Annotated in this window: 14 protein-coding genes; 8 read left to right on the forward strand and 6 right to left on the reverse strand. The window is 65.0% G+C overall.

The window, feature by feature from the left end; translation table 11 throughout:
* The 4 genes from ACE03M_RS18655 to ACE03M_RS18670 all read right to left on the reverse strand — a co-directional run.
* The coding region (locus ACE03M_RS18655; protein ID WP_485935485.1) for an ATP-dependent Clp protease ATP-binding subunit at nucleotides 1-1,900 on the reverse strand (1,900 nt) is incomplete at its 3' end.
* Nucleotides 1,901-1,990: 90 nt separating this feature from the next.
* A complete protein-coding gene (locus ACE03M_RS18660) occupies nucleotides 1,991-2,827 on the reverse strand; it encodes a DUF3152 domain-containing protein (protein WP_485935486.1) in 837 nt (278 codons plus the stop codon).
* Nucleotides 2,828-2,873: 46 nt separating this feature from the next.
* The gene (locus tag ACE03M_RS18665) at nucleotides 2,874-3,542 is read right to left on the reverse strand and encodes a VOC family protein (protein WP_143922154.1); all 669 of its coding nucleotides are present in this window, start codon (nucleotides 3,540-3,542) and stop codon (nucleotides 2,874-2,876) included.
* The gene (locus ACE03M_RS18670) at nucleotides 3,530-4,183 is read right to left on the reverse strand and encodes a VOC family protein (RefSeq protein ID WP_485935487.1); all 654 of its coding nucleotides are present in this window, start codon (nucleotides 4,181-4,183) and stop codon (nucleotides 3,530-3,532) included. The genes ACE03M_RS18665 and ACE03M_RS18670 overlap by 13 nt, the downstream gene beginning before the upstream one ends.
* An 82-nt stretch (nucleotides 4,184-4,265) precedes the next feature.
* Here ACE03M_RS18670 and ACE03M_RS18675 point away from each other — a divergent pair, with 82 nt between their 5' ends.
* Genes ACE03M_RS18675 through ACE03M_RS18705 form a run of 7 tightly spaced genes read left to right on the forward strand, consistent with a single transcriptional unit; the run spans nucleotide 4,266 to nucleotide 12,080 of the window.
* Nucleotides 4,266-4,322: a putative leader peptide gene (locus tag ACE03M_RS18675; protein WP_353843990.1), complete on the forward strand. Its 57-nt coding sequence runs from the start codon at nucleotides 4,266-4,268 to the stop codon at nucleotides 4,320-4,322.
* A gap of 52 nt (nucleotides 4,323-4,374) precedes the next feature.
* Complete coding sequence (locus ACE03M_RS18680) at nucleotides 4,375-6,084, forward strand: TIGR04028 family ABC transporter substrate-binding protein (RefSeq protein ID WP_485935488.1); 1,710 nt, start codon at nucleotides 4,375-4,377, stop codon at nucleotides 6,082-6,084.
* A complete protein-coding gene (locus tag ACE03M_RS18685) occupies nucleotides 6,081-7,136 on the forward strand; it encodes an ABC transporter permease (protein ID WP_485935489.1) in 1,056 nt (351 codons plus the stop codon). Before ACE03M_RS18680 ends, ACE03M_RS18685 begins: the two co-directional genes overlap by 4 nt.
* On the forward strand, nucleotides 7,133-7,996 hold the full coding sequence (locus ACE03M_RS18690; protein ID WP_485935490.1) for an ABC transporter permease: 864 nt from the start codon (nucleotides 7,133-7,135) through the stop codon (nucleotides 7,994-7,996). The genes ACE03M_RS18685 and ACE03M_RS18690 overlap by 4 nt, the downstream gene beginning before the upstream one ends.
* The gene (locus tag ACE03M_RS18695) at nucleotides 7,993-9,681 is read left to right on the forward strand and encodes a dipeptide ABC transporter ATP-binding protein (RefSeq protein ID WP_485935491.1); all 1,689 of its coding nucleotides are present in this window, start codon (nucleotides 7,993-7,995) and stop codon (nucleotides 9,679-9,681) included. The genes ACE03M_RS18690 and ACE03M_RS18695 overlap by 4 nt, the downstream gene beginning before the upstream one ends.
* Before the next feature lie 10 nt (nucleotides 9,682-9,691).
* Nucleotides 9,692-10,735, forward strand: coding sequence for a putative FMN-dependent luciferase-like monooxygenase (locus ACE03M_RS18700; protein ID WP_485935492.1), 1,044 nt, complete (start codon nucleotides 9,692-9,694; stop codon nucleotides 10,733-10,735).
* A gap of 1 nt (nucleotide 10,736) precedes the next feature.
* Nucleotides 10,737-12,080: an alkylhydroperoxidase domain protein gene (locus ACE03M_RS18705; protein ID WP_485935493.1), complete on the forward strand. Its 1,344-nt coding sequence runs from the start codon at nucleotides 10,737-10,739 to the stop codon at nucleotides 12,078-12,080.
* Nucleotides 12,081-12,086: 6 nt separating this feature from the next.
* Here ACE03M_RS18705 and ACE03M_RS18710 read toward each other — a convergent pair whose 3' ends face one another.
* Together ACE03M_RS18710 and ACE03M_RS18715 are read right to left on the reverse strand one after the other, a co-directional pair.
* Nucleotides 12,087-12,704, reverse strand: coding sequence for a class I SAM-dependent methyltransferase (locus tag ACE03M_RS18710; protein ID WP_143922162.1), 618 nt, complete (start codon nucleotides 12,702-12,704; stop codon nucleotides 12,087-12,089).
* Nucleotides 12,704-13,687: an NAD(P)/FAD-dependent oxidoreductase gene (locus ACE03M_RS18715; RefSeq protein ID WP_485935494.1), complete on the reverse strand. Its 984-nt coding sequence runs from the start codon at nucleotides 13,685-13,687 to the stop codon at nucleotides 12,704-12,706. Before ACE03M_RS18715 ends, ACE03M_RS18710 begins: the two co-directional genes overlap by 1 nt.
* A 114-nt stretch (nucleotides 13,688-13,801) precedes the next feature.
* Between ACE03M_RS18715 and ACE03M_RS18720 the strand changes: the two genes are divergently transcribed.
* Nucleotides 13,802-14,419, forward strand: a complete 618-nt coding sequence (locus ACE03M_RS18720) for a helix-turn-helix domain-containing protein (protein WP_143922163.1) — start codon at nucleotides 13,802-13,804, stop codon at nucleotides 14,417-14,419.
* Nucleotides 14,420-14,423 lie beyond the last annotated feature (4 nt).

Below are 14,423 nucleotides of genomic sequence, written 5' to 3' on the forward strand. Positions count from 1 at the left end.
CGTCGTAACCGACGTAGCCGGGAGGCGAACCCACCAGGCGCGATACGGTGTGACGCTCGCCGAACTCACTCATATCGAACCGGATCATCGCCGACTCGTCGTCGAAGAGGGTCGCGGCCAGAGACTTGGCCAATTCTGTCTTGCCCACGCCTGTGGGGCCCAGGAAGAGGAAGCTGCCGATGGGACGGTTCGGGTCCCCCATGCCCATCTGTGACCGGCGAACGGCCTTGGACACTGCGGTCACCGCATCGTCCTGGCCGATGACACGACCATGCAGGACCTCTTCGAGCTTGGCCAGTTTGGCCTTCTGTCCCTGAGTCATGTTCCCTGCTGGGATTCCCGTGGCACGGGACACGACCTGTGCGATCTGGTCGGCGTCGACGACGCCGGGAGCGGCGTCGACCGCAGCCTGCACCGCATCTTCGTCTGAGGCCTCGGCTGCATGCAGCTTCTCCCCAACACTCATGATCTCGTCGCGGAGTTCTCCTGCGCGCTCATAGTTCTCTTCGCCGATGGCCGTGCTCTTCTCGGTTTCGAGCCGCTCGATCTCCGTCCGCAGAGCCTGGGCATCGATCTTGGGACCACGACGCAGCGACAGACGAGCTCCCGCCTGATCGATGAGGTCGATCGCCTTGTCCGGCAGGAACCGATCATTGATGTAGCGGTCTGAGAGCTCCACCGAGGCGCGGATCGCCTCAGGCGTGTACGTCACGTTGTGGTGCTCGGCGTAGCGGCCCTTGAGCCCGTCGAGGATCGCCACAGCATCCTCGATGTTCGGTTCTCCCACGCGCACCGGCTGGAACCGACGTTCGAGAGCTGTGTCCTTCTCGATCGTGCGGTATTCCTTGAGAGTGGTCGCACCGAGCAGGTGCAGATCTCCTCGGGCCAGCCTGGGCTTGAGGATGTTGCCGGCGTCCATCGAGTTGGATTCGCCGTTGCCGCCGGCACCGACGAGGGTGTGGAGCTCATCGATGAAGACGATCATCTCCCCGTCCTCGGCGATCTCGTCGAGGGCACCTGTCAGACGCTCCTCGAAGTCGCCGCGGTAGCGTGTGCCCGCGAGCATTCCCGGCAGATCGAGTGCGATGACTCGTTTGCCGGACAACTGCGCCGGGATCTCGCCGCTGTGGATGGCCTGAGCCAGTCCTTCGGCGATCGCGGTCTTGCCGACACCTGCCTCGCCCAGGAGCACCGGGTTGTTCTTGGTGCGGCGGGCCAGGATCTCAATCGTCTCCTGAATCTCATCAGCCCGTCCGATCACCGGGTCGAGCTCACCATCGGCGGCCAGAGCCGTGAGATCCGTGCCGAAGCGCTGGAGCATGGTCTCTTCCGACTGGCCTGCTCCGGGACCGCCTTGCGGATCGCCGGTCTCTGCAGCTTCGGCTCCGGCCTGCAGCCGCTCCTGCGTCACGCCCGCCTGGGCGAGGATGCGGCCGGCAGGCATCTCATGGTTGAGCACGAAGGCGAAGAACAAATGCTCCGGGTCGACATAGGTCGAACCGAATGCCCGGGCCACCTGGTAGGCGTCGAGCAGCGCACGCTGGCCCGAGCCGGTGAGCGTGAGCGCACCCTCGGACCTCGTGTTCGATGATGCGGGCAGGCGCTCCTCAACGGCGTGAGCGACCTGTTCGGGGTCCGCTCCCGCCTGGCGGATGGCCGTGACGCCTGGTTCGGTCTCAGCCATAGTGCGCAGGATGTGGAGCGCATCGACCTCGGACTGACCATGCTCTCTGGCATAGTCGGCGGCATTGTCGATGACCTCATGGCTGCGCTTACTCAGCAGCTTGTTGATGTCGACGCTGCGCCCCTGGCGTGAACCCTGCTGTCCCTGCAGGAAGCGAGCGAGGAACTCGTCGAACGAGTCGCCGCCGGAACCCGCGGGTCCGAAGAATGTGGCCAATCTGACCTCCTGTTGAAACTTGAGCGTGTACGACTCAATCAACGATGAATGCGGTGGTCTTATTCCCGAGTGCCGTCCTCGACTTCCCGACTAGCCCTTCGAGGGCCAGCCGTTGGGCTCGCAGCCTTGCAGTCCTTTGGTCTGCTGCTGCATGAGCGGAGCGGTCTTGCCCGGCCCCGGGCAGGATTCATGGCCGTGGCCCAGCGCGTGGCCGACCTCGTGGTTGATGAGGTACTGGCGGTACTGAGTGGTGTCATCGAACTCATCGGTGGCAGACACCCAGCGCTTGGCGTTGAGGATGACGTCATTGCCGTTGCGGCAGGAGAGTTTGCCCAAGGTCCGCAGCGGCAGGCACATCGAGTCCACGGTGTCGGGGCTGGCGATGGAGATCATCGCATCCTCACCCTCATCGACCATTTCAATCGACACATCGTCCAGATCCTGCCAGCCGCGTTCGTCCTGGAGCGTCTTGATGATGAAGGCGCCAGCCTCGTCGACGTCGATCGGAAGATTGTCCTCAACGCGCAGCGCGACCTTGAAGGTCTTGCCCTGATCCCGGTTGGGTCCGGCCTCCTTCTTCGGTCGGTCCCACTCGCCGCTGCCCTTCACATCGATGTCGGACTCACTCACACCGGCGGCACCCGCAGAATCAACGTCGGGCTCAGCAGACTTGCTTGGCACCGGAGACTTCGCCGGCGATGCCGACTCACTCGGCTGCGCAGAGGCCGAAATCCCACCGGACGCGACCGTCTCGCTCGAGGACGGTGCGGGCCTGGCCTCCTGCCCCGAGTCCGGCGCGCAGGCACTGAGCACGATGAGCAGGGATGCAGCAACCGCCGCCGAGGAGGCCCTCAGCCGAAGCGAGGCGCCCGGCGACGATCGAGATGAGTGCAGTGGACCTAGTGAATTGCGAGGAGTTGGCGACACTCTGCCGAGTCTAGCGTTTCACAACGCCACCCCTGCGGACTTTCGCTCAGAACTCGAGCACACCGCCGGGACCGCGCAGGCGTGCGTGCAGCCGGTACTCCTTGCCTTCGACGACCTGGGCATCACCGGCACCGAGCACATCGAGGACACGACGGGTATCCTCGGCGTCCGGGGATTCGATGGTGAACTCGAGGAGCTCCACCGACGGCAGGGACGCCTCGGCGGGGTGGGTCGACTCGCCCCAGTCGATGAGGAAGGGCTGGGTGCCCGTGCTCGGCAGCGGAGACCGAGAAGTCAGACGCCATTCGAGCAGCGTGCCGTCAGCGGTCTCTCGGGACATGTCACGGACCTCGCCGAAGTCGATCCCTTCGGTATTGGCCCCGGCAACCTTCGCGAGGAAGGCATGTGGGTGGATCGCCCAGGTCTGCAGCGTCAGGCCCTGCGCCAGATGCGCATCCAAAGGCAGGATGCCGTCTGCCGGTGGCTTCTGCTGTGCGTCGGGGCCCAGAATCTCAAGGTAGGTATGGGCGCCAGCCTCCCAGCCTGTTGGGGCAAGACCGACAAGATAGTTCGCGGTCCCTCGGCCGGGGTGACTTCCGCCGGCGACGGCGCGGACCCCGGTGAGGCGCTCGAATTCGGCAACCCCAGCTTCGAGCTCGGGCACCGTGATGATGAGGTGGTCAAGATTGGCGGGAATCGTACTCAGATCGTCCATGATCCACCGGGACCTTTCAGTGTGGCGTGCAGGGTTTCTGTGACTCCTGCCTCAACCTCGATGGTAGCCCCCAAGGATCGCAGAACTCTGGATGTTGTGTCCACATCTGGGCTCGTCGCCCAGAACCGCTCAAGGCGAACAGCGGGCATCGCCTGCCGCGCGGGATGCGGAGAATCCTTCCAGTCGATGAGGAAGGGCTGGATTCCGCCCAGTGCCAGCGGTGTCCGTCTCGTCAGCCTCCACTCGAGAAGCAGTCCCTCAGGGGTGCGGCGGGTCATGTCGTGAACCTCGCCGAGGTCGATGTGCGGTTCGATTGATCGTGCGGCTGAGGTGACGAGTCCGTCGAAGTCGGCCGGGTGGATTGCCCACCGCTGCACAGTGGGCTCGGTGATCCCCGTCAGGCGCGAAGCCGCGAGCGCCGGATCCTGTGCGGGGTCGGGACCGAGGATCTCAAGGTAGATATCGCGGCTGGCCCCGGCACCGACCCCCTCGAGACCAAGCAGGGCATTGGCCGTGCCCAGGCCCGGATGAGCTCCCCCGGGAATAGCTTCCACACCGAGCATGTTGTGATATTGCTCAACACATTCGGCGAGATTGGGCACGGCAATGACGAGATGGTCGAATTCCGGAGGCAGCAACATGACTCAATGTTAAGCGATCAGATTGACGCTCAGCATGCCGATGCGCTTAACTCACACTATGCAGACACTCCCAGGGGCCCGAATGCTGTGGCGTCGGATCCACATTGATCTCAAGAGGCTCACCAGCTCCAATTGTTGAGCACCTGACCACACCCCAAGCTCGGTTTCATCTGCACAAAGGATCACATTCCATGACGGACCTCCGTCCAGCCACCTCGGCGAACCTCGGTCGAGCCTACGGGCGACGAAACTTCCTCAGCCTCGGACTGGGGCTGGGCACGATCATCACGCTCAGCGCCTGCACCCCCACCGATGATGCTCCTCTGCCCGAGGGCGGCGACCCGGTGCAGGGTGGGGTCCTCACGTACTTCGAACCTCAGACCTGGACGCTGCTCTACCCGCCCTCGGTCGGGTTCTATCCCAACGGCGGCATCATGAACAACATCTCCGCGCGTCTGCTGTGGCAGGACCCGGAGACTCTTGAACTCCACCCCTGGCTGGCCACGCAGCTGCCGGAGATCAACGGCGATGCCACCCAATTCACGTTCACGATCCGCCGGGGCGTGACCTACTCCGACGGATCAGCGCTGACTGCGCAGAACGTGGCGAAGAACTTCGACCTCTTCGGACGCGGAGACGAGAGCCGCACTCTCCCGGTCTCCGAGCAGATCTCGAACTATGAGAGCAGCGAAGTCCTCGACGATCATCGGGTCCGCTTCCACTTCAGTGCCCCTTCCCCCGGCTTCGCCCAGGCGACATCGACGATGAATGCCGGTCTCCTCGCCGATTCGACGCTGGGACTCGACGCCGAGGGATTCGGTCCCGGCGGTGCCACGCAGATCCACACCTGCGGTCCGTTCCACATCACCGAGGAGACGATCGGAACGAAGCTCTCCGTGCGCGTCCGGGAGGACTACGACTGGGCGCCACCGCACTTCGAACACCAAGGCCGAGCCCACCTCGACAGCATCGACTACCTGGCCAACAATGAGTACTCGGTGCGCATCGGAGCCGTGCTCTCCGGCCAGGCCGACGGTGTCCGCGACGTCCAGGCCCCCGACGAACCTCGGGTGAAGGAGCAGGGCCTGAGCCTCTATGCCAAGGCAACGAACGGCATCAACAACAGCATCAACTTCCGTTTCCGGCACGAACTGCTGTCCGACCTCAAGGTCAGGCAGGCCATCATCGCCGCCGTTGACCGGCAGGAGATCGTCGACAAGCTCTTCACCCCCAACTATCCGTTGGCCACCGGGCTCTTGGCCAAAGGAGCCATGGGCTACAAGGACCAGTCCGGATCCTGGGTCCATGACCCCGACGAAGCGAACCGACTGCTCGATGACGCAGGCTGGTCCGAACGCAACGCCGCCGGCTTCCGCGTCATGGACGGCCAGGTCCTGGAGCTGGCCGTCAACATCGCGCTGCCGCAGCCACGGTCGAATGAGGTGCAGACACTCATCCAGCAGCAGCTGCGCCACGTCGGCGTGCGCCTGTCCATCAACCCCGGTGACCAGTCCAAGCAGACCTTGGACGCCCTCGATCTCGATCGCGTACAGATCTACCATTCGATGGTCGCCCGCGCGGACTTCGACAATCTGCGGTCGAACTACTCCTCAGTCAACCGAGATGTCTTCCTCAACGGGAAAGACCGCGACGACGCCGACGATGAGAGCATCGATCCCGAGATCGACCGCCTGCTGGACGAACTCGCCTCGGAACCCGTGACGAAGAATCGGCAGAAGGCCGCGGAGAAGGTCCAGGACTACCTCGTTGAGAACGCCTATGTGCTGCCGTTCTTCGAGGAGCCACAGGTCTTCGCCTTCCGCCGCCGCGTCAACGGCTTCGCGACCGAACCGGTGGGCCGCCCCGACTTCTACAGCACATGGTTGGCAGGTCAGAGATGATCCTCGACGTCCGATACCTCTTCCTGCGCCTGGGACAGGCTGTTCTCGTCCTCCTCCTCGCATTCACCGCGGCCTTCATACTGCTCAGCCTCATCCCGGGCGACGGCGTCACCGCCAGGTTCGCCGACCCGGCACTGGGCCTCTCGGCCGATCAGATCGCCACGATCCGGACCGAGACCGGGGCCGATGAATCCTGGATCAGCCGCTACTTCCTCAGCCTGGGCGGGTTCCTCACCGGCAACTTCGGGTTCTCCGTCCAGACCGGGGCCGCCGTGTCGACGATCATCACCGCGGCCCTGCCCTCGACGGCGGTCCTCGCTCTGTCCGGGTTCGTCTCAGCCTTGGTCCTGGCCGTGGTCATCGCGGTGCTGGCCACCTACGGGCCTTTTCGCTGGCTGCGGAAGATCCTCGACTCCGTGCCCAGCCTGTTCATCTCGATTCCCGTGTTCTGGCTCGGCATCCTGCTGATCCAGATCTTCTCCTTCCAGCTCGGGATCGTCTCCGTGGTCTCCCCCAGCCCCGCCGAGGCGCTCGTCCTCCCCACCCTGACCGTGGCAGTTCCGCTGTCGGCTCCGATCGCTCAGGTCCTCATCCGCTCCATCACCGATGTCAAGGCCTCCGGGTTCGTCAAAGTCACTTCGGCGAAGGGCGCGAGCGAACTGTGGATCCTCGTCCACTCCGTCGCCCGCAATGCGATCCTGCCCGGGCTGACGATCATCGGCCTGGTCTTCGGCGAACTCGTCGCCGGCGCCGTGGTCACCGAAACCGTGTTCGGACGCAACGGCATCGGCCAGATCACGGCCCAGGCCGTGACCCACCGCGACAATCCGATCCTCCTGGCCGTCGTCGTCATCGCGACCCTGACGTACGTGATCATCAACCTCATCGTCGACCTCCTCTATCCCGTCATCGACGTGCGCCTGCGCTCCGGGGCAGGGACCACCTCGGCGGGGAAGAAGCCTGCCGACGAGCCCACTCGCCGTGCGCTGACGGCGACCGCTGCCAGCGTCGGAGTCGACCTCGACTGGGACGAGAAGGACACTCACTCATGAGCCTCATCGACACCTTCGCCCGCACCCCAGGCACCGGCACGCCGCGTCGGCGCAGCCGCACCCGCACGAGCATCGGGCCCGCCACCATCATCGCCGGGCTGGTCCTGCTCATCGCCGTTCTGTGGGCACTCTTCCCGGGGCTGTTCACCCACCATGATCCCAATGACGGCGGAACCACCCCGGCGCTGCTGGCCCCGAGCCTCGACCATTGGTTCGGCACCGACCAGACCGGCCGCGATGCCTTCACCCGCGTCGTCTACGGCGCATCTCAGTCCCTGCTGGCCGCGCTCGTGGCAGTGGGCGTCGGCCTTGTGGTGGGAACGGCGATCGGGCTCATCGCCGGCACCCGCCGCGGCTGGCTCGACGATGTGCTCATGCGCTTCATCGACGTGCTGCTCTCGATCCCCGCGATCCTGCTCAGCCTCTCGATCGTCATCGTCTTGGGCTTCGGCACCATCAACGCGGCCATCGCCGTCGGCGTCACGGCCATCGCCCAATTCGCACGCCTATCGAGGTCAGAGGCGGTGCGGATCAACACAAGCGACTTCGTGGCAGCGGCCTATGGCTCGGGCGGCACCTTCTTCTCCGTCCTCTTCCGCCATATCCTGCCCAACTCGATCTCGCCCGTCCTGTCTCTGGCCGTGCTGCAGATCGGATCCGCGATCCTCCAGATCTCGACTCTGGGCTTCCTGGGCTACGGCACTCCCCCGCCGACACCTGAATGGGGCCTCATCATCGCCGAGGGCCGCAACTTCGTGGCCACCGCCTGGTGGCTGACCGTCCTGCCCGGCTTCGTCGTCATGGCCATCGTCCTGGCCACCCATCAGATCGGCAACACCCTGCGAAAGGCGACATCATGACCGAGAGCGCACCGCTGCTGTCCGTCCAGGATCTCAGTGTCGCCTACTCCCGCCGAGGTGACTTCTCAGCACCAGCCGTCGACGGCGTCTCGTTCACCGTCGGTGCCGGGTCGATGACCGCGGTCGTCGGCGAATCCGGGTCCGGCAAGTCTACGACCGCGAACGCAGTCATCGGTCTGCTCCCGGAATCCGCGCAGATCAAGGGTGGGCACATCCGCTTAGGCGAGGTCGATCTCGGTACGCTGGGCACCAGCGCCTGGCGGGGAGTCCGCGGCAGTCAGATCGGCTATGTTCCCCAGGACCCCGGCAGTTCCCTCAACCCCCTGCAGACCATCGGAAAGTCCGTCGCCGAGGCGCTGCGAATCCACAAGCGTGCCGACCGGAAGTCCGCCCGCGCCCAAGTCATCGACCTGCTGGCCAAGGTCGGCATCGACCGTCCGCAGATGCGAGCCGACCAGTTCCCGCACGAGCTCTCCGGAGGCATGCGTCAGCGGGTGCTCATCGCATCGGCCATCGCACTGCGTCCGCGTCTGCTCATCGCCGATGAGCCGACCTCGGCGCTTGACGTGACCGTGCAGAAACAGGTCCTCGATCTCCTCGATGGGCTGCGAGCCGAGACCGGGATGGGCGTCCTCTTCATCACTCACGACCTGGCTGTCGCCGGTGAACGCGCCGATGATGTCGTCGTCATGCAGTCTGGAAAGGTCGTCGAGGCCGGCCCGGCAGCTCGGATCTTCTCCCGCCCTGCGACCGACTACACCGCCCGACTTCTCGCCGATGCTCCGGCTCTGAAGACGAAGGCGCGCCACACCGCGGCCGTCGAGGACTCGCAGGCAGACTCGTCGTCGGCAGCCTTCGTCGCCGTCGAGGGACTGACTCAGGTCTATGCCCGCAATGAGGATCAGGTCATCGGCGTCGACGACGTCTCGTTGAGCGTTCAACGCGGGACCACACACGGGATCGTGGGCGAATCCGGGTCCGGCAAGACCACGACAGGCAAGGCCTTGGCAGGGTTCCTCACCCCGCAGTCCGGGCGCATTCGCATCGGCGATTTCGACACCGCTGATTCCGTGAAGGGCAAAGCCGCGCGCGTCCGCCGTCGTGACTTCCGGCGCAGAGTCCAATTGGTGCATCAGAACCCGTATTCGGCGTTGGATCCGAAGCACTCGATCCGGCAGATTCTGACCGAGCCCCTGCGCAATTTCCGCATCGGGACCAGAACTTCGCGTCCCGGACTCGTCTCCGAGGCCCTTGACCGGGTGTCGCTGCCGACAGAATTCATCGACCGGCGGCCGCAGGAGCTCTCCGGCGGTCAGCTGCAGCGCGTGGCGATCGCCCGAGCGCTCATCGCCGGTCCGGAGCTCGTCGTCTTCGATGAAGCGGTCTCCGCCCTCGACGTCACCGTGCAGGCCCAGATCCTGAACCTCCTCGACGAGCTCCAGGTGGAGCTTGGTCTCACATATGTCTTCATCTCCCACGATCTTGCGGTCGTGCGTCAGATCGCTGATACGGTGTCGGTGATGTCGCAGGGACGCCTGATGGAGAACGGACTGACGGAGGACCTCTTCGCCCGCCCGCAGACTCACTACACACGCACCCTAATCGACGCGATCCCCCACCCCGTGATGCTCCACGGCGGCGAGGACGCGAAGAATCCGACACCGCTCGCAGCCGCAGAAAGATGAGACCACCACGATGACGAACAGCTCCCCCGGACCCCGGCTCGGATTCTTCACCCGTCTGCTCGAGGACGCTCCAGCCGATCAGCGCTACCGGTTCGCACTCGAACAGATCCAGGCGGCCGAGACCCACGGATTCGATTCGGCCTGGGTCGCCCAGCACCACTTCTCCGCGGCCGAGGGTGGACTTCCCTCCCCGCTCGTGTTCCTCGCCCATGCTGCGGCGCAGACATCTCGGATTCGACTGGGCACGGCGATCATCACCCTGCCGATGGAGAACGGTGTGCGTGTGGCCGAAGACGTCGCGGTCACCGATGTGCTCTCCGGCGGGCGCCTTGAGATCGGACTCGGTTCGGGCGGAAACCCCAAGTCGTTCCCGGCCTTCGGCACCAGTTTCGATGTCCGCCGCGAAGTCTTCGCCGACAATCTCGCCGCGTTGAAGACTCTGCTGGCGGGGAAATCATTGGACACCGGACACACCCTCTACCCGCAGGCCTCCGGCCGGTCTGACGGTCGCAGACTCTCGGAACGCCTGTGGCAGGCCACCTTCTCCTCCGGCGGTGCCGGAGCGGCCGGTGCCGCGGGTGATGGCCTCATGCTCTCTCGCACGCAGCCCCGTGCGCAGGACAATCCAGGGGCGCCCCTCGACGAGGTGCAGCTGCCGGTCATCGACACCTATCTGTCGAACCTGCCTGCGGGGATCGAGCCCCGCATCCTCGCCTCCCGCACGGCCGTCGTCGCCGAAGCCAAGGATCTGCCGGCGCTGCGTGCGCTGACGGAACCGGCACTGCGGTCCGAGGCAGACCGCCTCGTCGGCTACGACACCTCGGGCCTGAGCCTCGAGGAGCTGCTCGTCGCCACGGATACCTTCCTGGGCACCCCCGAGCAGGTCATCGAACGCCTCGCGGCAGACCGTGTCCTCTCACAGGCCACCGACGTCAGCTTCCAGGTGCACTCGGTGCCCGCGACGAACGAGACCACCCTGCGATCCATCGAGCTGCTGGCCACCGAGGTGGCACCGGCTCTGGGACTGACATTGACGACAGAACAGGCGGCCTGACATGACCGACATCATCAACACCCTGGCGGGAATCGCCGCTCAGGATCCCCTCGATGCTCTCCGCGATCACCGTGCACAGGCCAAGGAGAATGCGCAGCTCAGCTTCGAAGCTCTCTTGGAACCTGCCGAGGCCGAGGGATTCTCCCAGCGAGATCGCTACGCCGTCGCCGCCTTCACCGCCGGGCTGCTGGGGTCTCCTGCCGCCGAGGAGTTCTACCGCGACCTCCTTCGCGACGAGGATGAGGTCGCCTCCTGGGCGATCGCCGAACTCCTCGACGAGGCTCTGCTCGAACTCGGCTCCCGGTCATCCGGGCACGGTCCCTACGGAATCTTCGAGTCCGCTGCACTCACTGACGAGAACGTCGTCGGACCATGGTTGTCGGTGGAGAAGAAGCCCACCGAAGTGCTTGGTCCACAGCTGGCCGCCGGGCTCGAATTCGCTCATCTTCTGGTCCTGCATCCGCGAGATTCTCGTCCCGAACATATGGCGCTGCTCCTCGATGCCGGATGGGACGAGGACTCGATCGTCACTCTCGCGCAGCTTGTATCGTTCCTCAACTTCCAGATCCGCATCAGCACCGGACTGACGGCACTGGTCCACGCCCCGGCCGCGGCTCTGGCCCCCGTCGCAGACGAGACACAGGTAACGGTCGACGATGACGGCGGGACCACCTCGGCGAGGGAGCCGGCTGCCTCTTCGAAAGGCAGCGAAGCTCTGTCCCGGGTAGGCGATCGTGTCAGTTCCTACCCCGATCTCAAGCGGCCCTCATTGTTCCAGCAGTCCGGTTTGGGGTGGGTGCCCTGGATCGCGCCCGTCGCCGAGGCGGAGCTGAGCGATGTCCAGCGCGAGGCTCTGATCGAGGCGGGGCGGGCGAAGAACCCCTACTTCCGTTTGCTGGCCAGGGATCCTGCGGCTCTACGAGCCCGGACGCTGACCGATCTCGACATCTTCTTCAACACCACCGACGGAATCGGCCGGGCCGAACGCGAGCTTGCCGCGACCGTGGCCTCACGTCTCAACGGGTGCCTGTTCTGCGCCTCGATCCACTCGGATCGGGCCACGGAGGAATCCGGGCGCCGCGACCTGGTGCAGTCGCTGCTGGATACTGGCATTCACACACCGTCGAACCTCGGCGACCCGGTCTGGGACGCTGTCGTCGAGGCCTCCGCGGCGCTCACGCTCACGCCCCAGGCGTTCGGCCCGGCGCATGTGGATGCACTGCGCGAGGCCGGTCTCGAGGACGGGGACATCGTCGACGTCCTCAACTGCGCGGCCTTCTTCAACTGGGCTAACCGGCTCATGCTCTCCCTGGGAGAGCCGGAGGTGCTGGCGCCCGGAAAGTGACCCGGCTCAACAGTCGCGGCCAGCCTTCACCACGACGTCGTCGATGGTGATTGCGCGGCCTCCAGGTCCGACCATCGTCCGCTGTGACTCTTCGGCGGTGACGACGGTCCAGACTGCTGGATCGAGACGATCCGTGATGGAGGCGGCGGTGGCTGAGGCTTCTGCAGGTGGATGAGATTCGCTATGGCCGCGGTGGAGGTGGCCGACGATGAGCAGGGTTCCGCCGGGTGCCACCCAGGAGGCGATGCGGTCGTAGAAGTCCAGCTGCCCCATCGCAGGATGCGCATAGTGGGTGGTGACCAGATCGTACTGCGTCTCCGGCACCCAGACGGACAGGTCAGCCCGGACCCATGCGATTCGCCCGGCCATCCCGGCAGCGGCCGCACGATCCTCGGCATAGTTGAGCGCAGTGTCGGCGACGTCGGCGCCGGTGACATCCCATCCCCTGTCCGCCAGCCAGATGGCTTCTGCTCCGGCACCGCAACCGGCATCGAGGGCAGTCCCGGGTTCGAGCTCACCGATCTCGTGGACCAGGTGGGGGTTCGGATCGTCTGAACTCATCATGGGGGCTCGTTCGCCGTCCCAGATGTCATCCCAGTAGTTCTTATCGAATGAGTGAGTCATCAGCTTGCCCTCCCGGCCCGCTCGTCGTTCAGCTCTGCCACTGCACGGTCGAGGTCCTTGAAGATGAGATCGGTGTTGATGTGCTGGGCGGCGAGCGCTCCTGCTGCCGCCGCGCCGCTGACCTGTGCTCCGATGTCCGTGGCGTTGCCGGCGACCCAGACACCCGGGACTGAGGTCAGTCCGAAGGATTCGGAGTCGATGAAAGCTCCTGCTGGATGTGCCGTGGGTTCGAGACCGATGCCCGCGAACAGTTCGCTGCGCGCGACCATCGGTGTGGCCACGACCACCGCGTCCACAGCAACGACCTGCCCATCGTCCAGGCGTACACCGGTGAGTGTATCGTCGATGATTTCGAGCCCCTCGATGCCGCCTTCGATCACTGGGATGTCGAGTGCCTGCAGCTTGATCTGCTCCTCCTCGCTCAGCTCGTGGTCTCCGGCGAAGAGCATCACCTGGTCACTCCACTGGCGGAACAGGAATGCCTTGTGGACGGCCATCGGGGTGGTGACGAGGACTGCGATGCGGCCATCCCGAACCTCCCACCCATGGCAGTACGGGCAATGGAGCACGCCATAGCCCCACTGCTCGCGGACACCGGGGATCTCGGGCAGCTCGTCGACCAAGCCGGTCGCAATGAGCAGGCGCCTGCCTTCGACGGCGCTCCCATCGCGCAGGGTGAGCGTGAAACCGTCTTCAGCACCGCTGACTGCGACGACTTCATCGTCGATGATCTCCCCTCCGTAGCTGAGCACCTCTTCTCGTCCTCTCGCCAGCAGCTCCTGCGGACTGATGCCTTCGTGGCCCAGCAGGCCGTGCACTCCATCCGCGGGAGCGTTGCGAGGTTGACCCGCGTCGATCACGGTCACGCTCCTGCGTGCGCGGGCCGATGTCAATGCCGCACTGAGGCCAGCTGCTCCCGCTCCCACGATCACGACGTCTCGGATTGCGCTCCTATTCCCTGCCGCGCTCATATTCCCTGCCATGCCTCTCGTCCTCCCAAGAAATCAGGAACTGCCTCTGCGACGTTCCACTACTTCGATGGTGACAAGCACAACTCGCCATTGCAAATGAGTTTGCCGAATGGCAAAATCGTGAGTATGGATGAACTCATGGACCGCACCCTCGATGCTGTCGGACCACGCTTGAAGCAGCTGCGACAGCGCCGCGGCATCACTCTGACCGATCTTTCCGAAGAGACCGGCATCTCGATCAGCACACTGTCCCGGCTCGAGGCTGGTCACCGCCGCCCCAGCCTCGAACAGCTTCTGCCCCTGGCGCGCGCATTCGGTGCCACTCTCGACGAGCTCGTCGATGCTCCCCCGACCGGGGATCCGCGCATCAATCTGCGTCCGATCCCCAGTGGTGACGGTCGGACCATCCTGCCTCTGACTCGTCGGGCCGGGGGCATCCAGGCCTACAAATTCATCCTTCCCGCCGGGGACGACGAGGCAGTGCCCGAGCTGCGCACCCATGACGGCTATGACTGGGCGTTCGTCCTCAACGGCAGACTCCGACTCGTCCTGGGCGAACACGACCTCATCCTCGAACCGGGCGAGGCCGCCGAGTTCGACACTCGCACTCCGCACTGGTTCGGCGCCACCAGCTCAGGACCGGTCGAATTCCTCAGCCTCGTCGGCAAGCAGGGAGAACGAGCCCACATCCGAGCAGCACCGAAGCGCCACCTCGGCGCAGAGCAGAAGCGTCAGGCGAACTGACTGG

The sequence above is a fragment of the Brevibacterium sp. AGC70 genome, assembly GCF_057334195.1.